General features: G+C 48.6%; 12 protein-coding genes. All 12 read right to left on the minus strand.

All coding sequences use genetic code 11. From position 1 onward, the window contains the following. Positions 1 to 51: 51 nt before the first annotated feature. The gene (locus tag FVR03_RS07435) at positions 52 to 2,916 is read right to left on the minus strand and encodes a glycoside hydrolase family 2 protein (RefSeq protein WP_147921111.1); all 2,865 of its coding nucleotides are present in this window, start codon (positions 2,914 to 2,916) and stop codon (positions 52 to 54) included. A 490-nt stretch (positions 2,917 to 3,406) separates the two neighbouring features. Continuing rightward, a complete protein-coding gene (locus tag FVR03_RS07440; protein ID WP_147921112.1) occupies positions 3,407 to 6,304 on the minus strand; it encodes a glycosyl hydrolase in 2,898 nt (965 codons plus the stop codon). A 282-nt stretch (positions 6,305 to 6,586) separates the two neighbouring features. Continuing rightward, positions 6,587 to 7,813 (minus strand): oligogalacturonate lyase family protein, encoded by a 1,227-nt coding sequence (locus FVR03_RS07445; RefSeq protein WP_147921113.1) that lies wholly within the window; start codon positions 7,811 to 7,813, stop codon positions 6,587 to 6,589. Between the two features lie 33 nt (positions 7,814 to 7,846). After that, positions 7,847 to 8,671: a polysaccharide deacetylase family protein gene (locus FVR03_RS07450; protein WP_147921114.1), complete on the minus strand. Its 825-nt coding sequence runs from the start codon at positions 8,669 to 8,671 to the stop codon at positions 7,847 to 7,849. 573 nt (positions 8,672 to 9,244) lie between these two features. Then, positions 9,245 to 10,759, minus strand: coding sequence for a RagB/SusD family nutrient uptake outer membrane protein (locus FVR03_RS07455; RefSeq protein WP_255474115.1), 1,515 nt, complete (start codon positions 10,757 to 10,759; stop codon positions 9,245 to 9,247). Positions 10,760 to 10,770: 11 nt separating this feature from the next. Next, a complete protein-coding gene (locus tag FVR03_RS07460) occupies positions 10,771 to 14,073 on the minus strand; it encodes a SusC/RagA family TonB-linked outer membrane protein (RefSeq protein WP_147921115.1) in 3,303 nt (1,100 codons plus the stop codon). Between the two features lie 728 nt (positions 14,074 to 14,801). Further along, positions 14,802 to 16,763 carry a RagB/SusD family nutrient uptake outer membrane protein gene (locus FVR03_RS07465; RefSeq protein WP_147921116.1) on the minus strand — a complete coding sequence of 654 codons (1,962 nt, stop codon included), beginning with the start codon at positions 16,761 to 16,763 and terminating at the stop codon, positions 14,802 to 14,804. 36 nt (positions 16,764 to 16,799) lie between these two features. Beyond that, the gene (locus FVR03_RS07470; protein WP_222707191.1) at positions 16,800 to 19,994 is read right to left on the minus strand and encodes a SusC/RagA family TonB-linked outer membrane protein; all 3,195 of its coding nucleotides are present in this window, start codon (positions 19,992 to 19,994) and stop codon (positions 16,800 to 16,802) included. Between the two features lie 939 nt (positions 19,995 to 20,933). After that, positions 20,934 to 21,491 (minus strand): hypothetical protein, encoded by a 558-nt coding sequence (locus FVR03_RS07475; RefSeq protein WP_147921117.1) that lies wholly within the window; start codon positions 21,489 to 21,491, stop codon positions 20,934 to 20,936. A gap of 95 nt (positions 21,492 to 21,586) precedes the next feature. Next, positions 21,587 to 22,186: a hypothetical protein gene (locus FVR03_RS07480; protein ID WP_147921118.1), complete on the minus strand. Its 600-nt coding sequence runs from the start codon at positions 22,184 to 22,186 to the stop codon at positions 21,587 to 21,589. Continuing rightward, positions 22,187 to 23,479, minus strand: a complete 1,293-nt coding sequence (locus FVR03_RS07485; protein WP_255474116.1) for an LVIVD repeat-containing protein — start codon at positions 23,477 to 23,479, stop codon at positions 22,187 to 22,189. A 454-nt stretch (positions 23,480 to 23,933) separates the two neighbouring features. Continuing rightward, a complete protein-coding gene (locus tag FVR03_RS07490; protein WP_147921119.1) occupies positions 23,934 to 24,953 on the minus strand; it encodes a patatin-like phospholipase family protein in 1,020 nt (339 codons plus the stop codon). Positions 24,954 to 25,107 lie beyond the last annotated feature (154 nt).

A 25,107-nucleotide genomic window follows, 5' to 3' on the forward strand; every position in this document is an offset into this window, starting at 1 on the left:
GTTTTTAAGGAACATCAATTGTTACCTTCCTACTTCTTCATCTTTAAAAGATTAGAACAGCTCATCTTTTACAGGTCGGCTAAACTGCTCGGGAGCAGCATCGTCTGTTTTAGGTAAGCCGAAGTAGAAATAAAGTGTTCTTTTGATCGGGCTGTTTACCTTGTTGGCCTCGCCGGTAGGGCCGAGGTTGTGGGTGTTTGCGCTGATGTTCAGGGCCAGTTTGGTACCCAGTGCCGGAATGTTATCGAGGAACGAGATGTTGCCGACTGGCAGCTCCGGGTGCGGTTTCACGCCGGAAAGACCATAGAAATCGAAGCGGCGCACGAACAGGTCTTTTTCCTTGCTGGCCACCAGGAACTTGCCCTGCACGGTGTTGAACTCCATCCAGGTAACATCGGCAAAATAGCCTTTAAACTCGGGGTAGTTCCAGGGGCCACTGCCCGTATGGGTGTCGTTGTAGTAATTTTCCCACACGTTGTGTGTAACACCTTGCAGCCTGTTTTTCCAGACACGGTAGGGGCCTTTGCCCAGCCACTTAGCACCAATCACGAAGTTTTCGGGGTAGGTGAAGCTGATGCCGGTAAATGGGTAATCGCCATTCAGGCTGTATTCGTAGTCGAGGCTGAGCCAGCCGCTGCCGTGCATTTTCCAGCGGGCATATTTCATGTCGCCGCTGTAGCTTACTTCCACCACATGGCCATCGCCTTCTTTGTAATGCTTCATGTTGGCCATGGTCGCCTTGCCCGTCACCATTACAGGTCCGTTCCCGAAAAACAAACCCATGCTCTTGGTGTTGGTCAGCTGAGCGATCTGGCCTGTTTTTCTATTAAAGGAAATTCCGACCTCGCCGCCTTTCAGGGTAATGGTAGAGTCGGTTTCAGTTACTTCCACAGAGCTTTTATCGCTCAGGTCCACAATGCCCGCCAGCATGGCCTCATTCGACCTTATGTTCCAGCTCCAGGTGTAGATGAGTTCTTTGGCCGGATCGTAAGCCGACAGCAGCAGCAGGTCGTGTTCTTTCCAGTCGGCGGGGAGGTTGAGTTTCAGGTTGCCTTTGGCTACGGGCGCAATGGCTGGTCCGGCTCCGGTGCCTTTCTTTTTCGTGATGTGGCCGGTAAACCTGTCGCCTGGCTTACGGTAATCGGCCAGCTCCCACTGGAAGGTGCATTGGTTCAGGTTGGTGAAGTGGAAGCGGTTCTCTACGGCAATCTCCCCGTTAAAATTGGCTGGCAACTCTTTCAGATTGATCTTCACGGGAGAAAAAACTTCTCTTATAGCCCAAAAGCTGCCTTCTTTCTGGCGGTAAGGTCCTACCACACCATCCGGCGCATTTACTTTGTTTACATCGATGTAACCATCCAGGTCTGTGCGTACAATACCTTCATCTACCAGCGCCCATAAAAAGCCACCGGCTCCGAGTTTGCTGTTCCAGTGCAGTTCCCAGAAATCGTGGAGAGAGGTGCCGCCACCGCCATCGTCCTGAGAGTGCAGGAATTCAGTTGGCATGTAAATGTTCGGACCTTCGAGGATGCTTTTGGTGCTGTAGTAATCTTCGTAGTGGTTGCAATCTATACCGTTTAGCTCGTTGCCCGGGCGGTGGTGCGCATGTATAACGGGGCGGTTGGAGTGGTCGTAAAGGGCGTAATCATCTATGAGTTCTTTGTTGTGGCCGCCTTCGTTACCGTTGCTCCACAAGATGATAGAGGGGTGGTTGGCATCCCGTATCACCATTTCCTTCACCAGCTTAGCGCCTACTTTGGTGTTGTAGGCGTTCTGCCAGCCAGCCAGTTCGTCGAGTACGTAGAGGCCCAGCGAGTCGCAGATTTCCAGGAAAGCTTTATCGGGAGGGTAGTGGGCGCAGCGCACGGCATTCATATTCATCTCCTTCATCAGCTTTACGTCCATCAGGTCTATTTCGCGGCTCACCGAGCGGCCCGTCTCAGGCCACCACACATGGCGGTTAATGCCTTTCATTTTAATCTTGGTGCCGTTTACGTAAATGCCGTCACCTTCCCGTATCTCGATGGTGCGGAATCCGAATTTGTCTGTTGTTTGCGAAACTGTTTTTCTGCCAGATACGATGGAAGTCCTGACGCTATAGAGGTTCGGGGTTTCGGAGGTCCATTGCAGTGGGTTAGCAACCTGTGTTTTCAGGTTCACGAGGGTATCTGTTTGCGCAAATGCCTTGCGAGTGGTGGCTACTACTTTGCCACTGGCATCCAGAATTTCGGCCAGTACCTCGTGTTTTGCCTGCGGATTTTTCAGGTACACGTTCATCGAGAAAGAACCGTCGGCTTTGGCATCTACAGCAGTCCAGTCGATGTGCTGCTTTGGCTGTGCCTCCAGGTAAACCGGCCGGAAAATGCCACCGAAAATCCAATAGTCGGCCAGTCGTTCGGCACTGTTCACGGAGGGGTCGGCCGACATTTTGCTTACCGTTACTTCCAGCAGGTTGTCCTTGCCAATCTCCAGCTTGTCGCTGATGTTGTACTTGAAGCGATAAAAAGAGCCCTGATGAATCGGACCGGCTGGCTTGCCATTAATCTTCACTTCGGTGTCGGTCATAGAGCCTTCAAACACAATGTAAATCTCTTTGTTCTTCCAGCCTTTAGGTACCTGAAAGGTGTGCTTGTACATGCCTTTTTCGTCGGCGAACCGGAAGTTCTTACCATAGGTCACATAGTCGCGGCCATAGTTGTAGGAGCCGAAACCCTGCTGCTCCCAATGCGATGGCACCTGAATCGTGCTCCAGACACCGCTGTTGCGGCCACCGGTACAGAAAAAGTCCCAGGTCACGGTGTTCTTGTTATCGGTGCCGGAAAGGTATTTTACTTCCCGTTGAGGCGAATCTTTAGCGAAGGCCGTGTTGGTGCCAATTAGAAGTAAGCAAAAGAAAAGCAGTTTTTTTATCGACATGAGTTGATAGGAATTATGCTGATTGTTTTCGTTATAACAACTTTACCCGCCACCGGAATAGCAGCAGGTAAAGTTGTATAAAACTAGCCGGTCTGGCAAACTTAACTGTCCTGCGGTATCCGGCAAAGGTTTTAAATGAATTTTATGGAATGAGTTGAAAAGGCTGATGCTTTCGGTGTGATGGGTAGTTTTGGGCATGAAGAAAGAAGTCCTCTTTTGAAGCCAATTTTGTAGTAGAAGCTCAGTTTCCAGCATGGAGCACTAGTGTGGGCTTGGAGCTCGTACTTTCACCAAGGATGAGTATATGGCTTGTGAAGGAACGAGCTGCAAGCTCGCACCAGCGACTAAAGAAAAAAGCTCCGAAAGGCCTTGCTGATTAGAATAATTGGTTTCCAGCCTAAGGCCTGATACTAAATGGTATCTTAGCAAAAAACCGGCTGTCGCAGAGAGAGATGCCACAACTGCGACAGCCAGATTGAACGCAACAAAGTTATTTCTTAGACTGAACTGTAGCTTCAGCGCCAGCGCCGGCTTCCAGTGTAATAGGTGTCAGTAGCACCGGACCGATTAGCCCAGAGGCACGGGGCTGCCATTTAGCGGCAGTAAAACCACCTTGGTCGTCCCTGTTTTCACTCCTTCGGGCTGCTACATTCACGTTGTAGAATTTCTTCCACGCTATCTTATTGCGATCCATGTAGGCGGCACGGTTGGCCATAGAGTTAGAAACCTGCACTTCCAGCACATTTTTCTTCCGGAGCAGGTTGTCCGGAATGGTGAGCTGGTAGGTTGGCCCGATAAGCGTTTCAAGTTCTTTGCCGTTCAGGAGCACCCTCGCACTTTCTTCTACCTGCCCCAGGTCGAGGAGCCAGGCTTGCGCTTTGCCTTTAGGTTTGGTAAAGGAGAGCGTGTAACTTGCTGTGCCGGAGAAATTCTTATACTCCTCGGCTCCAAAATCTGCCCAGGATTTAAGCGTAGAGGTTTTGACTTCGGCAGGTTTTGCCGGACCACCCTCTGTAAATCGAATGGTCCAGTTGCCACTTAGTTCCTGCGCATTGCCTGCTGGTTTGGTGTAGGTATAAGGAGTTCCGCTGGCGGTAGTGGTCCTTGTTTCCAGGATGCAGGATTCGCCTGGTGCCAGTTGCAGGTACACCTCATTCGTGCCATCACCGGATTTACGAATATTGGAATATCCCGTTTTCCCTGTCATAGGATCAAACACGGCGACAGATAGCGAGTTTGCCTGCAAGGGCACATAACCATCAAAAGCTTTTTCACCCCAATTAGAAATAAAGTAATAATTGCCCTGGTCGTGCTGGCGGCGTACGTACTGTAGGCCACTGTCTACCATCGGCTCACGTTTCAATCCGGCAAATTGCAACGCTTCATGCAAATCGCTGCCTGCTACAAAAGAGCCTTTGCCAATAGTTGCTTTCCGGATGCCAGCTTTATCGGTGTTGCTGAAGTTTAGTTGCGCCACCAGTTGCTGGTACTTTGCCTGGCGCTCTTTCAGGCTGCCCAGACCCGGTACATCGGCAGGCAGGTTTTTATAAACGACAACAGTAGCCCCCTCTCTTGCCAGTTTCACCAGTTGCTCAAATGTTTCGAGCGGGATGAGGCGGGCATCCGGAACCACCACTGTTTTATAAGCAATGCCGCCAGTTTGCAGCGTGTTCTGCGCGGACTTTACCTGCAACAACTGCCGGTCCGAGATAAAATCGAAGCTGTAGCCTTTGGCCTGCATTTCGTTGGCACTGGCTTCTACTCCTGTTCCCCTGAAACCATGCGCTATGCCATCGAAGTGTTGCAACAAGGCATTGCCGGGAGTGGAGTAGGTGTCGTAGATGGGCAGGTAGAGCAGCACGTCGTTGTTGGGTTTGCCTGCCTGCAGGAACGACTGGCTCCGGGCTACATAGTTATTGAGTGCCGCAAAATCGTTCCAGAAAGTATTGCTCGGGTTAAAGTGCACGGCGGCATAGAACAGCCAGCCCGGCCACGCTGCTGCCTGCGGCGAGTAGTTGGTGCCGTGGTAAAAGGTGTGGTTAACGCCTCCCAGCAGGAACAGGTCCATCGCTTTTTTGACATCGCGCAGCGACGACAGGAAATGCTCGTTCTCCCAGGTAGCCGATTCTGAAGAACTCAGTTTTTTGCCGGTTACGTTGGCGGCAGAAGAGGCAAATTTAATGCGCATAATATCGGTGCCTTCTATCTCCGGAATGTCGGTGGCGGCGTACAGGTCAAGGATGTTGGCTGGGGAGCCGTGCGCCTGGTTCCGGATAAGAGCGCCGTGCTTTTGTGCCCATGTGTGCCACTCCTGTGTGTAATTTTCCAAGATCAGGTCAGAAATGGTTTCGCGGTAATCGCAGCGCACGCGCTGGTTGTTTTCTAAGGTGCTTTTTCCGAACAGCGCAGGCAAATGGTGGCGCAAATCGTAGCCACGGCGTTTCTGGAACTCTTCGAGCAGGCGGGGTGTCCAGTTGGCTTCGCCTTGTGCATCGTCTACTTCGTAAGAGTCGTTGAAAAAAGCACGGAGCGATTTAATGTCCTGTCCTTTAAATGCCTCGTCGAAACGCTTCAGGTAATTTTCGGTGGCTTGTTTGGAGAAGTGGTCTATTACATCGCCTTCGCCACCGGGGCCTGCGCGTTCTACCATTTTACCATGCCAGCCCTGAAATATCGCGTACAAGTTCCAGTTTCCGGCAGGGGCTTTCCAGCTTAAAGTTCCTTTCTGATCTACCTTGTTCGTCAGGTCCAGTACCTGGCCTTTGTCGGAGTAGGCCATGAGGGTTTGTAGCGGAAGCGGCTTCGGGAAACGTACCTGATCGAAAGCGTGCAGCTGCAGGTTGGGGTTTTTTATGATGGGCTCCTGCAACTTCTCTATGGCAATCTTCTCGCCGACAGTGCGCACAAGGGGCTGCTGGCTAAACTGCACCGGCTCTTTCAGGCTCTCGCCACTTTTCAGGGAGTAGGTTTTGTGCGCCACGTACTTGCAGGCATCTTCCTGGCTCACCCACGGACCGCCAAATGGCCAACCCGATGCCTGGGCCATGTCCACGCCCATATTCAGCCGCTCGCCCTCCCGCAACGTATGCTTTAGCATCTCCATCCACTTAGGCGACAGAAAATCGATGAATTCACTTTCGGTGCCTTTTACTCCATAAATAGGTGTTATCTCTACACCGCCCAGGCCAGCTTTTTGGTACTGCTCCATCAGGTACGACAGGTCTTTTTCGTTTACAGCAGAGCCCATCCACCACCAGCGCGTCCAGGGTTTGGCTTCCTGCGTTATAGTGGGCCATTGAGGTGCTGGCGCTGTTTGCGCTATGGCAGTAGTGCTTCCTAGCAGCAGTATGAAGGCAGCGCCAGCGCTGATTTTTCGAAAAGCTTTCATGATGGAGAACCTTGCTTCTTTATATTTGTCAGAAATTGAAAATGATGACCTTTAAACCCCAGGTGTTTTAAACCGCTAAAACCCTTTGGAGAGCTTCACCAAATTAAAAATTAGAAATTCAAAATTTGAAATGTTGAAAAATGTGCTTCAATGGCCCTTGCAGAAGCATTTATTGTCAGTTTTTCATTTGCGGGTTGCTGATTTAGTAGTACAGCTTTACTGGAAGGCTGTTTTCATTAGCATAATTTAAATTGTTGAATTTTCGCTTTTGTTAAACGGCACTTATTTACTCTTTGCTATCTCTGCTGCGTACACCTGGCTATCGCCTTCAAAATTAGCCCTGAAAATGATCCACTTGCCATCTGGCGAGAAGTGCACATTGGGTTCGTGTTTGTAATAGTGGTGCTTCATGTTCACCAGTTTCTCTGATTTTAGCTTGTCGCCTTCTGGCCGGAAAAGATAAATCCACATGCCGTCTTCTGCTTTGGCTACCTGGCCGGGATCACCGCCATCACCGGCAAATAATTTCTGATCCGGGGAAATGTTGAAATGGATCGACCATTCATTTCTATCCATCTCATATTGTTTCTCTTTGCCAGTGGCTACGTCGGCTCCTGTTAAATAGAACTTCACGCCACGCGGCACCTGCTGATCGAACCAGATCGTTTTGCCGTCGCGGCTGAAGAACTCGTGTCCGGCAATTTCACCTTCTACAGTACGCTTATGCATGTTCTTCACTTCATTGGTCTTCATGTTATAGGTCCAGATGCGGTCTACCTTGTGCCAGGGACCTTCGTGGCAGAACATGAGCAGGTTCGGGTCGGTGGGGGAGAACTGGATGTGGCCGAGCCAGGTATTTTCGGAGTGAATCTCTTTCATCTCGCCGGTCTCTACATTTACGGTGAAGAGCGTATGCGGAATTTTAGCGTCGAAGATGCGGTTAAAGTAATCGCTCTTCTCAGGGTATTGCTTGTAAATCTCATCTTTCTCCGGTCCTGCAAAACTTCCTGCCAGCAGCGTCTCGTCAGCATTCAGGGTCGTAACTCCGGTTCGCATGCCTTCCGGAAAAACATAAACCAGGCGGGTTTTCTTCGTATCGATGTTGGTAGCGAATACGCTGTCGTTGGTCTGGTAAATCACCTCTCTGCGTTTTGGGGCCAGAATCTCACCTACTTTTTTGGATTTACTCGTGGTGAGCTGCTCATTCTTCAGCGTTTTCAGGTTGATGGTGTAAAGTTGCCGGGTGCCAGCGGCATCGGTATTGTAGAACACCATTTTGTCGCCTTCGTTCTTGAGCTGTTTCACAAATGGGTTGTTATGGAAATAGAAGCTGGAGTTGCTGCCGGGGGCGCTGGAAAGGCGCATAAGCTTATGGCCGGTGTCCTTATCGATCCATTGCTGGGGCATCGGTTTTTTTGCGCCTGTCTCCAGCTTTTGCTGGGCGGTGGCTGGCAGGCTCATGCAAAAAAGCATGCTGGCTGCCGCTATGGTAAGTAATCTGTTCTTCATGAGTGGTATTGTTAAAAAGTGATTTAATTTTGATCAGGGTCTATTCACCAGGTTTTTGTAGTCTGGTGCTACCTGCTTGCGCGCCTGCTCCACATTCAGGTAGCGCTTCAGGTCGCGGAGGGCCACAACTTGGTAGTTATTGTCTTTCAGGTACTGCAGGTATACTTCAAACAGTTCTGGTGGCGTGCTTACCCAGTCGTGCGCTACATCCGGCACACCATGTATCGTGAAGACCACAATCTTTCCGTCTTTCGCTTCGCCGATGGCACCCATTACACGCGCTTTATCAGAGGGGGTATTGCCGGTGGTGCTGTAGCTGGGAATCAGGTAAGGATGATCGGTGGTGGGGTTGTAGGGACGGCTGCCACCGGCGCGGGCAAAGAGGTAGCCTCTTTCCTGCAGCGTTTCCAGGGCGCTGGGGTGGGTGCTGTAGCCGGGGTAGGCAAAGGTAACGGGTATGGTGATTCCCAATTCTTTGCATTTGTCCTCGATGTACTGTAGCTCCTCTGCCTGCTGCTCCTTGCTCATTTTTGCAACGTGGGTATGGCTGCGGGTGTGGCTGGCAATTTCAAAGCCCAGCTGGTGCAACTGCTGTATCTGCTCCCAGCTCATGTACTTGGTTTTATCCTCAAAGTCGGGCGGAAACTCGCACACGAAGAAGGTGCCGCCAAAGCCATACTTTTTCAGGAGCGGCGCCACATACGTAGCATGCGAGGCTGAAGCGTCATCGAAGGTTAGCACGACCAGCTTATCGGGTAGCTGTTTCCGCAGCACCTGGGTAGAGGTGGTGCAGGAGGCAACCAATAAAATGGCGGCTGCAGCTATAAGCCGGTAAACGTGCTGATTTATTTTCTTCATTTCCGGAGGTTGTACATGCTGCCTGTGGCAGGTTCAGGTGCACCAGCTAAAGTTATTCAATACTATAATAACAAACATTCGTAATTTTTTAAACTAGTCCATCCTGTTATGTCCTGTAAGTATAGGTGTGTCTGCTATAAATCTGTCTATCTGCCCTTGGGCCAAATTGCAGCGAATTCCTTTGGAAGGGGTTTTTCATTAGAATAATTTATCAGTTGCGGCAGTTTAAATAAATGTTGCTTTCTGAAGGATGGTTAGGAAGCGGCGGCGGTTAAAACTTCAGCCAAATAGTTTCTTTAACTTTTCATATTCTTTGCCCAGACACTCGCAGGAGTTGCGCACGCTGCAAGGTCTTACCTGCTCCTCTTCGAATCAACTATTTAAAAAATAATCCATTTAACAATCAACAACTAGCAATTATTCTAATGAAAATGGCCTTCAGAAGAATTTTGAACTGATTTTAGCTTAGGGTCCAGCCAATATTTTACGATGTAGTAGGTGCTCTTTCTGAAAAAAAACCGGGCACCCTTTGCAGAGTGCCCGGTTTAACCTAATAATAGCCACAGGAAATGCTTAGTAACCCGGGTTTTGCTGGTAGAGCCCTTCTTTTACGGTTAATTGTGTAAACGGAATGGGGTAGATCACAAAGTTAATGTTCATGGATTCCTGCATTCTGTTCAGTTCGTCTTCGGTCGGGAGCCAGGCATCCATCACCTCTTTTACTTTGCCCGTTCGTACCAGGTCGTGCCAGCGCAAGCCTTCGCCTGCAAATTCGCGTCTTCTTTCGTCCAACAGCACATCGAGGGTAACATTTGCCAGGGGCGTTAAGCCGGCTCTGGTCCGCACCATGTTCACTATGTTATCGACCTCCTGCTGCGATCCTCCTGAGGCACCCTGTAAAATGGCTTCAGCCTTCATCATCATGACATCGGTTAACCGGATCAGCGGGAAGTTGATCGGCCAGTCGAAACGGTCCAGAATGGTGGCGGTTTCGTCCAGGAACTTTCTGTAAAAACCACGGGTCTCCACAAATCCGTTCGGGTCTGTAAAACTTCGCTGAACCGTAACGGCCAGGCGGGCATCGTTAGCCTCATAAGAATTTATGAGGTTTTTAGATACCTCCCTCATTTCTACAGAAGACTGTGGCAAGGCAATATTTCCTGACAAGGTGTTGAAATAAGCCGGTGTGCCCATATAGCCCGGCAGCGTGGTACCTATCCCGATCTGGCCACTCTGGAACTGCACATCAAACACAATGTCGGGGTTATTCTCGTTGTTGTAAGAGAAGATGCTGGCATAACTGTTTACCCAGCTAAACGGGCCGTTGTCGATCACATCGTTAAGCAAGGTAAGTGCCTGCGAATACTCGTTTGCCGCTACTCCCGGACCGTCGATGCCGTAGGTATGGCCGGACCTGGTGAGGTGAACGCGTGCCAGCAGGGCTTTGGCCGCCCAGGAAGTAACTCTGCCTTTGTTTGCGGCATTGTAAGTAGGGGGCAGAAGTTCTATTGCCCTGTTCAGGTCAGAAAGAATAAGATCGTATACTTCCTGAACAGAACTACGGGGAATTTCGAGGGCTTCTGTTGGGGTTACCACCCGGTCGTATAACGGAACTCTTCCGAACCACCTTACCAGATCGAAATAATAAAAGGCACGCAGGAACCTGGTTTCGCCCTCGAACCGGTTTCTGATGGCTTCTTCCGGTACGAGGCCAGGATCAAGTCTGTCCAGCACCGTATTGGCGCGCATAATGCCATTAAAATTATTGTTCCAGGCTTCAGCAATCAGCTCGTTGTTTTCGAGCGTGTTCACAAAGTCGTTTACAGGGTCCCAGGGCCTCACACCGGTGGTGGAAGAACCATACACATTGTCGGATCTTGTTTCAGAAAGGTCGTAATACCGCTCTGGCACCGGGCGCAACTGCCCGTACACACCATTTACAGCCTGCTCAAAATCTGCTGCGTTCCGGTAAAAATTTGCCGCACTGGCATCTGATAGCGGGAACTGGTCCAGCTTGTCTTCGCATGCGAGTAAACTCAGCGCCAGAAAGGAGTATATAACTACAGAATACTTTTTCATCATGTTCATGTTACGCTCTGTTAGAATGTAATATTTAAGCCCACAGTCATTGCCTTAGCCAAAGGGAAGGCACCATAGTCATCGCCTACAATAGAGCCTCCGTCTGCATTATTAACTGCTTCCGGATTAAAGCCGCCATCGTATTTATCACCGCCAAACCAGTTTTCGGCACTAACATAAATTCTGGCTCCCTGCACAAGGTTTTTGTTGGTTAGCAGCTTTCCCAGGTCATACCCAAGGGTAATGTTTCGAACGCGCCAGTAGTCGGAGGAGTATAGCCAGGCATCGCTTTTCAGGAAACCGAAGCTTGAGTTCACTTTTCCGCGTTCTCCGGCACCCGGGTCTTCAGGTGATCTCCAACGGTCGCGGTGCAGCCCAAGCGTATTCTCTACCAGGCCCTGGCCGGGTCGGTCCATGGCACGGCCGTATAAGGAGTAGAGCTGGCCACCGTTCTGCCCCTGAACCAATACTCTCAGATCAAAGCCTTTGTAGGTAAAGGTGTTTGTGATGCCCCATACATAATCGGGGTTTGGTTTGCCTACAATTACCCGGTCATCGTCGTTAATAACGTTGTCGCCGTTAGCATCTACGTAGCGTGGGTCACCCACTGTCTGGTTGCCATAGCGGGCTACTCCGTTGTCGATGTCGGCCTGTGTCAGGATGCCATCCTGCTCCACCACGTAGATGCTCCACAGCGGCTGCCCAATTTGCAGTAAGCGGTGTGGCGTTCCCCAGCCCCCGGATTGGATAGGCGTATTATTAGGGCCTAGTTGCCTTACCTCATTCTTATTAAAACTCAGGTTAGCATTGGTCGTCCATCCGAATGGACCAGTAAGGTTGCGTGTGGTAACCTCCAACTCCCAGCCGGCATTGTATACCTCGCCTATATTGGTGAGGGCAGTGCTAAAGCCTGTTGCAGTAGGTACCGGAATTCTAAGTAATAGGTTGGAGTTGGTGCGGGTGTAATAATCTATAGACGTAAAAATACGGTTCTCTAGTAAGCCTACATCCAAACCGACGTTCACGGTTCTGGACTCTTCCCAGCCTATGTTCGGATTAGGGAAGTTAGCTGGAGCCTGCCCAACGGCCAGACCAGGTGCTGTTCCGCCAAAACTGTAACTGGCAGGAGAGAGCAAGGAGATATGGTCGTAGTTTCCGATGGCGTTGTTACCCGATATGCCCCAGCTGGCCCTTAGTTTAAGGTCATTTACAGCGCTTACGCTTTCCATAAAGTTCTCCTCAGAAATTCTCCAGCCGATGGAGGCAGAAGGGAAGGTACCCCATTTGGTAGCAGGTCCAAACCTGGAAGATCCATCGCGGCGAACGGTGGCACTGAACAGGTAGCGGTCGGAGAAGTTATATTGCACCCGGCCAAAATAAGAAAGGAGGGTGTGTTGGCTCTCCGTTGCAAAGGTGCTGTTTACATTTATGTTGTTGGCACCGTTAATGGTTGTAATGTCATCGGAGCGGAAACCGCCGGCGCTTCGGATCTGGAAATTATTGAAGCTGCCCATATTATAAGAGGCTCCTAACAAAGCCGACACCTGATGCTTGTCGTTAATTTGTTTGTCGTAAGACAATGTGTTTTCGTTTACAAAGGTCTGCCTGCGGTAACCGTCGAAACCACCGGAAGCCTGCCGGTTGCCCCGCTGGCCGTTTACAAAAGATGGCGTAAAGGTTTTCCGGTTTGCGTCCGAATGGTCGAGGTTCACAGTGCTTCTGAACCGGAGGTTGTCCAGAATACTGTACTCTCCATACAAGGTAATCAGGGTTCTGAAAATTTTGGTCTCGCCGATCGAGTTTTCGATTACCCGCACCGGGCTGCTCCTGGATACGCCCCATTGGTAAGGCAGGAAATCGCCGGTGTTCACATCCAGGCCAACGGTGTCTTCCACCACCGGGTTAAAGCCAACGGCGATGTGCATCTGCTGGTCTTTCCCTTCCACACCGGGGTCGTTCGCGATCGAGAACGAAGGGTTCAGGTTCAGGCCAAACTTCAGTCTGTTATTGGCATTCACTTCCACATTGGCCCTTGCAGAGTACCGTTCGTACCCTACCCCGATAGCAATACCTTCCTGGTTCAGGTAATCGCCCGAAACAAAATACTGAACGGCATCAGTACCTCCTGAGGCTGCTACCTGGTAATTTTGCACAAGTCCTTTCCTGAAAACTTCGTCCTGCCAGTCTACAATTCTTAGCCCTGGGTAACCTGGCTGTAACCAACGTTCATCGGCCATAAAGTTATTGGCGAAACGCCCGAGTATGGCTGTTCGTTCGGCGGTAGTCTGGTTGGCTGTTCTGCCGGGGGCCGAGTTTACCCAGTTGTAGTTCACCATTTCAATGGCTCTGTCTATCCACTCTTCCCCGCTGAGTACATCCAGTTTTTTAGCTGTTTCGTTCCAGCCGGTATAAGTGTTAAAGGTTATCCGGGGTTTACCTGACCGGCCAGATTTTGTGGTGATTATAACGACACCGTTGGCTCCACGAGAACCATAGATAGCAGCCGCTGAGGCATCTTTCAGTACCTGAATCGACTCAATATCATTCGGATTTATATTGTCCAGCGGGTTGCCCTGGCCAAAGCCTCCGGAGGCACTTTGTGTAGCCACATCCAGCGGGAAACCATCGATCACGTACAAGGGCTCGCTGCCTGCTGAGATGGAACCGGAGCCGCGCACCTGAATGCTGAACCCTCTGCCCGGCACACCGCTTGTCTGCTGCACCCGCACCCCGGCCATCTGGCCAACCAGCGCCTGATCCACGCGGGCTATTGGCCTTTCTTCAATGGCTTTGGCATCGAGGGTGGCAACGGCGGCGGTTACGTCGCCTCTTTTCTGGGTGCCATAGCCGACTACCACTACTTCATCCAGGGCTTTGGAATCGGTGCGGAGCGTAATGTTGATGGTGCTGCGGTTGTTTACGGCAACCTCCTGTGGCAGGTAACCTACATAAGAAACAACCAGGGTGGCATTGCCAGCCGGAACTGAAAGCGAGTAATTCCCATCAAGGTCAGTTACTGTTCCCTGAGTTGTTCCTTTAATTTGTATACTAACGCCTGGTAAACCTTCGTTCGTATCGCTTATAACTCTGCCGGTAACTGTTACAGCCTGTCTGGCAGAGATCTCTAAAGGTACTATGGATATGTCCGAACTTTCGTTTGTTCTATTTAGTGCAACGGTTTGCAGTGCTGGTGCCTGAAAATAATCAGTCTGTTTGTGGAGCGTAAAAGAAGGGATACTTTCTGCCTGGACCAGCTGTGTGCCCAGCCCCAGCAATGGAATTGCCCAGGAAAAGCATCGGGTGTAGTAGACCCTGTTTCTCATATTTTTAGATTTAGAAATTAAACATGTGACCACTATTAATTTAGTTAAATTCTCTCAAATAAAATAGATTTAATTTAGGAAGGTATCCTGTAGTAACCTGTTGGCTAAGAGGTGTAAAAGCAGTGGCTAATTTAAAAAGCGCTAATTGTTAGTTGTTATAACGGCAAAATAGAGTATTTTTTGCTTTTAAAATGAAATACTAAAAGAATAGTGCAGTCTAATTTCTAAATAAACTGCTTGAGTTTAAATTGTAATTTTTGAATATATGTAATTATGCCTGTTCCACGCTTTCTCCGGTAAAAACTCCTACAGCTGCCAGTGCAGGATGCTTAAAATTAGCTGCCGGAGAGCTTCTAAACGATACATCTTATTTATCTTTAGATAACTCCAAAACTCTCTCTCGTTACTATTCTTCAGACGCCGTGTCCGGCACGGGGCAATTGCTGAGAGCATCAGCTCTATAAGTTGGTATAAGTTAAAAAGCTAAGAGCTTCTGTTTTTGAGTTACTACTCAAGAACAGAAGCTCTTAGCTTTTTAAACAATTAAGTAAGAAGACAAAAGTATTAAGACATAAGATGCAAGGCTTTTGTTTTATTATGATTTACTTTTCAGAAGATTGGGCCTTGCCATGACTTAACAGATGTATCCAACTAATTTTGTCCTCCTGCTTAGGTGAACTTGATTGCCTATGGGGCAATCCATTATTCCACTTATTCTATCAGTATGCTTAATACCCGGGGTTTTGCTCCTGCTGCTTTTCAGTAGAAGTCAGGGCACTTCCGTTTTTTTGGATGGCATCGAGGTGAGACTGCGGGATAGGGCGCAGGTTGTGCTTGTCCTGAATGTTTGGAGCAGCCCCTCTGTTAAAAGCTCTGGCCCGTGCTATTAAGGTCTTGGTTCTGGAGAGATCTTCCCAACGGTAAAATTCTCCCATCAGCTCACGGGAACGCTCATTCAGAATAAAAGCCAATGCCCTATCGTACTCGCTGGCATAACCAAGCGTCCTGATGATGGCCTCATCTTCGGCAGGCAGTTGCGCAAAACTGGTGATGGTGAGGCTCGTTTTTGCTGTAGTTACAGGCATGTTATTCGATTCGTAATAGGAGTTTTCAGGATAGAAGGAATTCCTGGCACCAAAGCTGGCATAACCTGCAGGGTTGGAGGTCGCATTGTAAGCAGCGCCACCATCGGTGTAGGCCGTGCGGTTTTCACCTTCCTTGTAAGTTCCACGTTCACGAACCGTGTTAATATAAGTTAAAGCTTTGCCATAATCACCCTGGCGGACAGCCAGCTCGGCAGCTGTCAGGTAGGTGTCGGCTAAGCGGGCCAGTATGCCATCACGATACCCGATTACATCTCCTACGGCTTCGCGGGAACCATCGATAAACTTGTTCAGCGGAGCAAATCTGTTCTGAAAATTCTCGTTGTTCAGGTAATCGGCGCCCTGCGCGTAAATTGGAAATACGGAAGGAATAACTTTTCCTGTTTTGGCATCAACTACATTACTTAAACTTCCGGCTGTATTAAACCGGGTGTCTGATGGGTTGTTGATAACGTACATAACGCTCAGATCGCCGAGCTGGTAAATGGAGCCGGCAGCCGGGTTGTTAACCGCATACTTGGTCTTGAAGCTCTTCCAGAAGCGGGAATCATTTACGCGGTCATATACATTGTAGGCGTAGTAGTTCGTGCGAAGACGCTGGTATTCACGTCCGCCGGCAATATCGCGCATCATGTGAGGCAGGTTGAGGTATTGCGACAGATAAAATAAGTGCATCTGGTTGCCGTAACTACCTCTTGTCGATTGATCGAACGTAAATTGAGCAGCTAATAGAATTTCATTAAGGCTTTCGTTCGGCCCATTTACGGTGGTGTAGTTCCATAAATCAGCGAAGTTGGGAGCTAACTGGCGTCTGCCAATTACTTCGTCGGCAAATCGTAGGCCTTGTTCCAGATCGCTGGCCTTGGTAGCACCGTTCCAGCTGTCGTTAATTTCGCTGGCGCGGAACAGGTAGGCTTTTGCCAGAAAATGAGCGGCAGCGTCTTTGGTGATTTTACCAGGCACTGAAGCCGTAACGGGTAGCAGGTTATAGGCATCGTTAAAGTCTGCAATAATCTGTTCCACTACAGCCTGAGTAGAGCTACGTTCAAATTCTCTCTCAACGGTGGTGCTTGGAGTCAGTTTTAAAGGAACCCCACCATACTGGCGAACCAGCTTCAGGTAATTGAAAGCACGAATAAAATGAGCTTCGCCTTTGTAGGTGTCTTTTGCTGTTCCGGCCGGCAGGTGCGCCTCCGCATTCTGGAGAAGGAGGTTGGCAGAGTTAATACCGATATACATGTTGTCCCAAAGGGTCTGGGCCATCACGGTATTCACATTCACGGCGGGAATCAGAGAGTTGAAGTTCCCTCCGTAATCGTTCCACATAGAATTAGACGCGTCGCCGCCTACTCTGAATTCGTCGGTGCCGTAATTTGTAGTGGCAAACCCCCACTCAGAAGAAAAATGAAATCGCAGGTTGTAGTACATACCCACTGCCAGGTCCTGTATGCCTTCTTCTGTTGTAAAATATTCGGTAGTTCGCTGTGTCATCAACTCCTCCTCGAGGAAATCTTTGCAGGCAGAGATGGGGCTAAGCAATACCGACAGCGCCAGAATTCTTATATAAATTGATTTTCTATAGTTCATGATTTTTTTCCTTTGAATGATTTTAATTGATCAACCTTAGAAGCCAACGTTAAGTCCTACCACATAGCCACGGTTCCAGGTAGACAAGCCAGTGTCCATATCGAGCCAATCTATTTTAGAGTAAATCATGCCTGGGTTTCTGGCTTGCACATATATTTTCAGGTTCTCGATCTTCATTTTGTCGGTTACTGATTTTGGCAAAGCATAGCCCAGGTTAATGTTGCGGATCTTCACGAATGAGCCGTTTTTGTAGCCCAGCGTATTATAGTAAGGGTCGCCGCCAGCTACGTTATAGATAGGCTTTTGGTACTCAGCATCTTTGTTGTTTTCATTATAATAATCGATGCTGCGCTGCACATAGCGGCCTCCCTGCCATTCGCCATCTGTATTAAAGGTGTAGCCTAGGCGGCCATACACGAACACAGCAAGGTCGAAGTTTCCGAGCGTGAAGTTGTTGGTTAAACCTGCTGTCCAGCGGGGGCGGGTGTTGCCTATAATCACACGATCATTATTCGGGTTAATGGTGTAGTCGTTGTCTTGATCAACAGGGCGTGCCATACCAATTTGGAAGTTGTGCCCATTTGCGTTGAACCGCGCCATTTCTTCTTCATCTCCTTCACGCCATAAACCATTAGATGCGTAGCCATAAATAGTGCCGATAGATTCACCGATAAACCAGTTGTTTAAAATATCGTCTGCTTTACCATTTGCCAGCGAAACAATTTCGTCTTTCTGCCAGGAGGCGTTCAGGCTGGTTTCCCAGGCAAATCTTCCGGTCTGCACATTCAACGTGTTCAAGGTCACGTCGATACCTCTGTTCTTGGTTGCGCCGACGTTCGCATAAGTGGTGGTGTAACCGGTTAAGGCCGGAATAGACATTTGCATCAGCAGGTCAGAAGTTCGGGAAGTATAGACATCAACCACACCTGAGATACGGCTGTTAAACAAGGAAAAGTCGATGCCCAGGTTATACTGAGTCGTTTTTTCCCAACCAAGTGCCGGGTTAGCCAAAGGTAAGTTTCCGCCACCAATCAGGTACTCTGATGGCACATAACCAGCAATAGCACTGCTTCCGTAGGGGTAGAACAAGGATACAACACCTCCCTGTGTCTGATAGGGTTCTATGGCTGAGCTACCTGTTGTGCCTACACCAAGCCGAACTTTCAATTGGTCTACCAATCTGATTCCCTTCATCCAATCTTCCTGGTCGAGGCGCCAGGCCAATGCTGCCGAAGGGAAAAACGCCCATTTATGGCCTTCGGCCAGCTGCGAGGCTCCATCCCAACGGCCGGAAACTGTAAACAGGTATTTGTCTGCGAAACCGTAGTTTAAGCGGCCCATGTACGACATCAGCTGGCGCTCTGTCAGGTCAGAGTCCCAGGCGTTCAGGCTGGTTACGTTTTCGGTGTTCAAGGCATTCCATTTCTGGCTGGGTAGCGGAATACCGATGGCCCGCATATAAGAGGAGTTTTGGTTCCAGTTAGAAGTAGTTTGCAGCAAGGTAGCGCCTATGGTGTGTTTGCCAACAGCCTTGTCGTAAAACAGGAGGTTGTCGAGTGTCCAGGAGAAGTCGCTTTGGTTTTCTAAAGACGCATAGTTCGGGGAACCCAGGCGGTTTACCGACATTTCATCTATAAAGACACCATTGGTATAACTTCTGAAGTCGGGGCCGAAGTTTACGCGGTACCGCAGACCCGGCAAAATGTTCACCTGGGCATATAAGCTGCCTATGGTGCGGAGCATCTTACGCTCGTTATCGGTGTACTGCCACTCATTTACCGCTGTTTTCACGCCATCGTCTCCACCCGGAAATGTAATTCTGTTACCTTCTGCATCGAAAGGAACGGCATACGAAAAGTTGTTTCTGGCAGCAGCATAAATACTACCCGGACCAGAAGTGTGTCCGCCTGTATGGGATTGGCCGTACTGCTGAATGCTGTAGGAAGCGTTAATGCTGGCACCCATTTCGAACCAGTCGTATGGAATTAAATCAACGCTTATTTTAGAGGAATAACGCTTAAAGTACTGCCCCTTCATCGTTCCCTGGTTATCCATGTAACCAAAAGAACCGAAAGCTCTTACTTTATCACTTCCGCCACTGGCGCTTAAGTTATGAATCTGGGTTACGGCCGTCTGCGTCACCATGTCTTCCCACTTGGTGGTTTGCACCTGCGAGCCATCCCAGGTGCCGGAGGCCCAGCCGCGCATAATGTTGTTCCAGGCAGCCGGGTCGTTAGCTCCCAGAAAAATACTGAAATCGTTTTGTTGCGTAGGCTGGTCTCCTCTTGGGTAACGGGCCGGGTCAGAGTAGTAGTAGGCCCACCGTCTCCAGGTTAAATACTCATCAGCATCCATCATTTGGGTGCGGTCCTGAATGTTTTCAACCGTCGTGGAACCGGAGTAACTGAGAGTAGTTTTACCTGCTTTACCTCTTTTGGTGGTAATAATTACAACACCATTAGCCCCCCTTGAGCCGTAAATGGCTGTTGCAGAGGCATCTTTCAGCACATCTATCGACTCAATGTCCAGCGGGTTCAGGGTTTCGATGCCCGAAGAAGACATCAACGGAATGCCATCTACCACATAAAGAGGCGAATTACTGGCCGACAAAGAGCGTACACCTCGAATATTGATCTGGCCAATTTCGCCAGGACGTTCGTTCGTAGTAATATCCACACCAGCCGCTTTGCCTTGCATGGCTTCTAAGGCATCGGAAACAGGCCGCGACCTGATTTCCTCTTCGCTTACATTAACTATAGCGCCCGTTACATCGCTTTTCTTCTGAGTGCCATACCCCACCACTACCACCTCATCGAGTACCTTAGAGTCGGAAGCCAGTGTAATGTTAAGGGTTGCCCGGTTGTTAAGCGCTACCTCCTGCGTTACAAAGCCTATAAAGGAAAATACCAGCGTGGCGTTTCCGTCCGGGGCAGTCAGGCTGAAACGGCCATCTGTGTCGGTGTTGGTACCGTTAATGGTTCCTTTTACCATTACACTTACGCCCGGAAGTCCTTCGCCAGAATTATCTACCACACGGCCAGTTACAGTTACATCTACTGCTGCTGCAGACTTATAAAGGGCAGTGGCAGCTGCAGGGGCAGCATCTGCCGCCATCGTGATAGCAGCTAACGAAACAGGCTGTTTCATGTCAGCTTTTGCATAATTGGATGTGATACCCAGCAAGGGTATAGCCCAAAATACATACTTACCATAATAATAAGGTTTTCTCATGTTCTTGGTTTTGAGTTAAGTTTTTAGCAAATAAAAAGAGGTTAAAATTCGCGGGGAGCATAGCAAGTGCTTCAGGAAATGTGGCAACAGCTAAGCAGTGAGTAGTCAGATAGTTGTTATGCATTTATTTTGTTGCAAAAGCGGGAGTGGAGCCAGATTTGTTTTCTTGTATATTGTAATTAATTAGTGAAGTTGTGTTTTAGATATGAACTAACATTAGTTAAATTTTTAACAATTTATTTAGTCTAGACCGCTTAAATGCTTACTATTAAGTTGTATTGCGGGCTTCTTTAATCTGCGCTATAAAGTCCTGTTATTGGGTATTAACTCCACCGTTCTGCCACCTCGAAACCTCGGTGGTTCTTCTGCAGGAATATGTAATGTGTTGGTAAGGTGGTAAGTAAGCTAGCAAGGCCGTCAGTGGTAAACCGACGGCAATCTCCCTGTGTGTTAATAACAGGGTCAAGGAGCATCTTTGTTTAGTTGATTAAAAGGCAACCTGAAGCCATGACGAATTACAGCATGTAATCTTTCAGTTTTCGATTATTAGGGCTCAGAAAACTTTTCTCTAGATGTGAATTAAGCAGGTTCAACCCTCTGGACTATCCTGCCGTAACCTGTATATTTTAAAGATTGAGTAGGCTAACAAAAGGACTTGTAAATGATAATTACAACTTTTGTAGAAACGCATGCCAGAGAAACAGCAGAAATATAGAATTTGTAATGAGGAGGAAAAGTTTTGAGAATTTTAGAAAGGAGGGGGTGTGGCTGATAAACAAAAAAAGTTTTGAAGCAGCCACAAGACCAGCATAAGCCTTGGCATAAAAACCATAGAAAAGCTTTTGAAGAGCTTTTTGATTAGAATAATTTGCTTGAAACGAAAAGCAGGAGTAAAAGAGCTTAGAACCTTTTCATAATGGGGCTACCACTCTGCCGAATTTACCGATTATCGATACCGCCGATATAATTCAGTTCTGCCCATTCTACGGCAGCATGTTGTTTGTATGTATTTACCCATTCTTTTTCTTCTCCTGCCGGCACATGAACATAAAGGACATACCCATTACCCTGTTCTTCCAGCTTTAGATGGCCGATTGTTGCCAGCCAGTCTGTCTGGTGGTCCCGGTTATGCATATCGAAGAACTTAGGAAGAAGCGTAATGGTGGCTGTTGGAGCATGAACATAGCCTGAAACCGACCATGTTTCGTTGCTGGTGTAGGTTTTTGCGTTAATAGCGGCAAGCACAGCGTCTAAACTATCAGGAGGCAGTGCCGATGTATACACTTCACCGTACATAAAGCTGACCTCATGGTCCCATGTATTTATAAAGTTAAACACATCCTGTATTGTAACAGCACCTTTTGTCTTCAGGAGTACATCAGTCGGGGCATACGGTTGTTCAGGTGCTATGTCGGCTCTCTCACAGGAGAACAGCGGCAGGAACAACAGTAAAACGACTGCCCAATTATTTTTATAGTCTGTTATGGCTGCATACATAGAAATGTGTGTTGACTAACCCTTGACCCTATTTCCTGAAAAAGGCGTTGGAAGGGCATTTTCATTAGAATAATTTAAACCGGCCCAAAGCAAAGTTAGAACATAAAGCCAAGGCGCAGCGAAAGGCGTTTGTAGGTAATGCGTTCGTTTACCCGCACGCCCCAGCCCGTCATCGATTCGGTATCTACGCGCTGTTGTTTGTACCCCATGCTGAACAGGTAGGCTGTATTGTTGCCAGTTTGTACACGCAGGCCCAGAGCCGGGTTCAGCATCCAGCCACCGTCAGGTCGCTCGCCGGAGCGCCTGCCACTTAAAAACGAAGCTCCGTAACCGGCATCCAGGCTGTAAAAAGGGCTAACACTGGTTTTAAGTAGTTCGCCTCTCAGGCCAAGGGCAATCGGGGTAATCAGAATGTTATCGTAAAAATCGAAACCTACGGTGCCGCCAATAGCAAACAGGCGGTGCGCCCGGTAGCCGTTAAAAATTTGTACGCTGGGCGACGCCATATAAGTTGGTGGGTTATTGAATGGGTTGGTTATTTTTCCATACAAAAAGCCCATTTCCACCGAACCCAAGTAGCCGGTACTGGTTGGCAAAGCTTCTTCAGCGGGAGCACACGGTTGTGCCTGCGCCGCTGAAGAAGAAAAGATAAGTATTGAAAAAAGCAGAAGAAGCAGGGCCGAAAAATGTTTCATTTAAATGGTTTTGCTGGCGATAGGAATTTTACTCAGGAGTTTTATCTGGCTTACGTTGCGGTAGTCGTATTGGTAAAGCCCATCTTTACCGATCATGAGCAGGCTGGTGCCTAGCGGAATTACATCGTAAGCATCGTGTTCTTTAAAGTGCGCCAGCAGGCTTTCGCTTACTTTGAGGTGGTTTTTGATGTCAAATACTTTCAGGCCAAACTGACCTTCGCAGAGGAAGAGCGTAGATTGGTCTATGCCCAGGCCGTGAGGGTTCTGCATGGGGTACGTTTTGAGTAATTTTGGGCTGCGGGCATTGCTTACATCAATTACATCGAGCTGGTTTGTAAAGCCGGCACAGGCGGTGCCGGAACGCAACGTAACCCATGCCAGATTTCCCTCCACTACCACCGGGTCGCAGCTGTTAACGTGGGCGTAGGTGGAGAGGTGCTGCGGCGAAGTCGGGTTGCTGTTGTCGTAAATGTGCATGCCCGTTGTAGAACCTATAAAGAGCTTGTCGTTGTACGGGAAAATGGTTTCGATACCCCAGCCCAGGTTTATTTTGTTGCCGGGTTGCGGCTCAGCGGCATTGCTCACATCAAACACCTGCATATGCGAGAGGCTTATGGCGTAAAGGTGGTTGCCCGTAATAGTGAAACGCGCCATAGAGCCACCTTTGCCAGCCCCACCAGCAACACTTCCGGCCGATGAAAACTCCATAAAGCGATTGCCGACATCCATCTGCGTAAACATCCACGGGTTCCTGTGGATCCGGCTATTATAGCTCTCCACCGATTCGGTAATAGTTTTTTCCTCGTACCTGGCAATAAAGATTCTAGCTGTGTCGTGCACAAGCATACCATAATTCGGGAAAATATTTTCTACCCGCTTTACCAGTTTTACATCCAGTGGGTTGCTGATATCAAGGGCCACCAGGTCTATGTAGCTATCGGCATACAAGATGTTTCCTTTAACGGCCATATCCACACTACCCGGAATTTCTACAAAGCTGATAAACTGGGGCGATGCAGGATTGGCATTGTTGATGATGTGTATGCCTTTGTCTACTTCGTTTATAAACAGGTAATTTCCTTTTACATAGATTTTGCCGGGGGTTTGTAGTCCACGGGGCGTACTTACTTTCACAGCCTGTTTCAGGTCGGCGCGCAGCATCAGTACCGGCTCCTGCACGGTATAGGTAATGGTGGTTTCCACCTCATCGGTACAGGAACTCAGCAACAGGGCCGGCAGCAACAGCAACATAGCCAGGAGCTGTTGCGATAGGAGTAAAGCTTTATTTTTCATATGCAAAGCATTAGAGGGTTACACTTTTTTCTTGTCTACTCACATGACCCCAAACCTGTGCTAATGGTTGTAAGCACACCAGAAAATTATGCAATTATTTTGTCGCATCAGAACAAAATCTTCCAACGCTTCTAAATGTCGCGGATAAGCTGACGGAGACCCTTGGAAGAAAAAGCCTAAAATAGCTTTGGAAGGGCATTTTTATTAGAAGAATTGGGATGATTGCGAATCATGTCGGTAACATTACTCCAGGAAGTATTTTTAGCCAAGTACATGCAGCTAAAACCTGTCGGGTAAACCCTTGGCAAAATTCTGATGCAAAATCTTCTGGAGGCTGATTTCATTCGAATAATTTAGAAACAACACGCAAACAGGTTTATTTACTCGACAAGCCTTCCTTGTACGTACTAAATATGATTCACAGGCACATGTTTCCTGAGCGAGTAGAGTACTATTATTTATCAGGAAGTATGTTTAAAAAAGCTAGAGCACTTTGCCTGCCACTGCTGATAAGCGCATCTTTCTGCCCTTTCGAGAGCCGCTTTACCTTTGGGCCGATGCCTGCCGATGAGATGGATACGGTCCGTTCCCAGTCTGCTTCGGTGAGTTGGTGGCGGTTCAGGTTTTCTATTACCAATGCATAAAATGCGCCCATATAGTCCTTCAGGTTCGTAATGGGATAAGGAGCTATTTCGTGGGTAGTTTTGTCGTATTCCAACTGCAGATCAGAATCGATGCGGATGCCGAGCGTATGTGAATTGATGATGCGGGTATTTCCTGCACCTGTTGCTACACTGTCGAACAGCTGAATAGGGAAGTTGCCAATAATGCCACCGTCTACCACCATGTCGTAACCCGCCAGGTCTTTGGGTTTGTTTATTACCTTTCCTGCACTGTCTATTACCACTGCCTCAAAGTACAGCGGCACCGACATAGAAATGCGTACGGCATCTTTAATCTTCATGTCGGGGTACGTTTCCCGTGAAAACACGAGCATCTTTTGCCTGTTCAGGCTGGTGCCGGTCACATACAGCTCCTTAAACCCGCGGTCGTGCAGTTCCTGAAAGGTAATATCTGCATTTCCGGTTTTGGCTGCTATAATCTTCTCGAGCCACTGCAGGAATTTATCGCCTTTGTACCAACCGTAGCGTTTCTTAACCCTGCTGATGCCGCCAAAGAAGATGTACTGCCCATCGTTGAACTGTTGAAACTTTGTGTCGTAGATGATGCCGGTAATTTCATCGGCATTGTAACCCAGCGCCAACGTTAACGAAACAATTGCACCCGCCGACGTACCACCAACCTTTTCTACCTGCTCCAGCAGCCCCGCCTTTTCAAACTCCGAAATAAAACCAGTATACGCCACGCCTCTGATGCCGGCACCCTCAAACACCAGGTTCCGGTAAGAGGTGGTCTGGGCGAAGCTACAGGTCCATAACAGGAAGAACAGGGGCAGCAACAGGAGCTTTAACATAGGTTCTAATGTACAGATTTTGCCCCAATTTATTTCTCGCGCTGCTGAATTTAATACAATGAGTCAGGAATAGGAGCCCTCTATATTTTTATTCCATGAAATGTTGCCAACCTTTATGCATTTTCCGTTCCTGCTGCATCCTTAGATTGCTAAC

Source organism: Pontibacter qinzhouensis (assembly GCF_008017455.1).
Lineage (GTDB): Bacteria > Bacteroidota > Bacteroidia > Cytophagales > Hymenobacteraceae > Pontibacter > Pontibacter qinzhouensis.

Bases quoted from the DNA above. Each gene is read 5' to 3' on its own strand.
- FVR03_RS07435 (WP_147921111.1), bottom strand. From the start codon at position 2,916: ATGTCGATAAAAAAACTGCTTTTCTTTTGCTTACTTCTAATTGGCACC.
- FVR03_RS07440 (WP_147921112.1), bottom strand. From the start codon at position 6,304: ATGAAAGCTTTTCGAAAAATCAGCGCTGGCGCTGCCTTCATACTGCTG.
- FVR03_RS07445 (WP_147921113.1), bottom strand. From the start codon at position 7,813: ATGAAGAACAGATTACTTACCATAGCGGCAGCCAGCATGCTTTTTTGC.
- FVR03_RS07450 (WP_147921114.1), bottom strand. From the start codon at position 8,671: ATGAAGAAAATAAATCAGCACGTTTACCGGCTTATAGCTGCAGCCGCC.
- FVR03_RS07455 (WP_255474115.1), bottom strand. From the start codon at position 10,759: ATGAACATGATGAAAAAGTATTCTGTAGTTATATACTCCTTTCTGGCG.
- FVR03_RS07460 (WP_147921115.1), bottom strand. From the start codon at position 14,073: ATGAGAAACAGGGTCTACTACACCCGATGCTTTTCCTGGGCAATTCCA.
- FVR03_RS07465 (WP_147921116.1), bottom strand. From the start codon at position 16,763: ATGAACTATAGAAAATCAATTTATATAAGAATTCTGGCGCTGTCGGTA.
- FVR03_RS07470 (WP_222707191.1), bottom strand. From the start codon at position 19,994: ATGAGAAAACCTTATTATTATGGTAAGTATGTATTTTGGGCTATACCC.
- FVR03_RS07475 (WP_147921117.1), bottom strand. From the start codon at position 21,491: ATGTATGCAGCCATAACAGACTATAAAAATAATTGGGCAGTCGTTTTA.
- FVR03_RS07480 (WP_147921118.1), bottom strand. From the start codon at position 22,186: ATGAAACATTTTTCGGCCCTGCTTCTTCTGCTTTTTTCAATACTTATC.
- FVR03_RS07485 (WP_255474116.1), bottom strand. From the start codon at position 23,479: ATGAAAAATAAAGCTTTACTCCTATCGCAACAGCTCCTGGCTATGTTG.
- FVR03_RS07490 (WP_147921119.1), bottom strand. From the start codon at position 24,953: ATGTTAAAGCTCCTGTTGCTGCCCCTGTTCTTCCTGTTATGGACCTGT.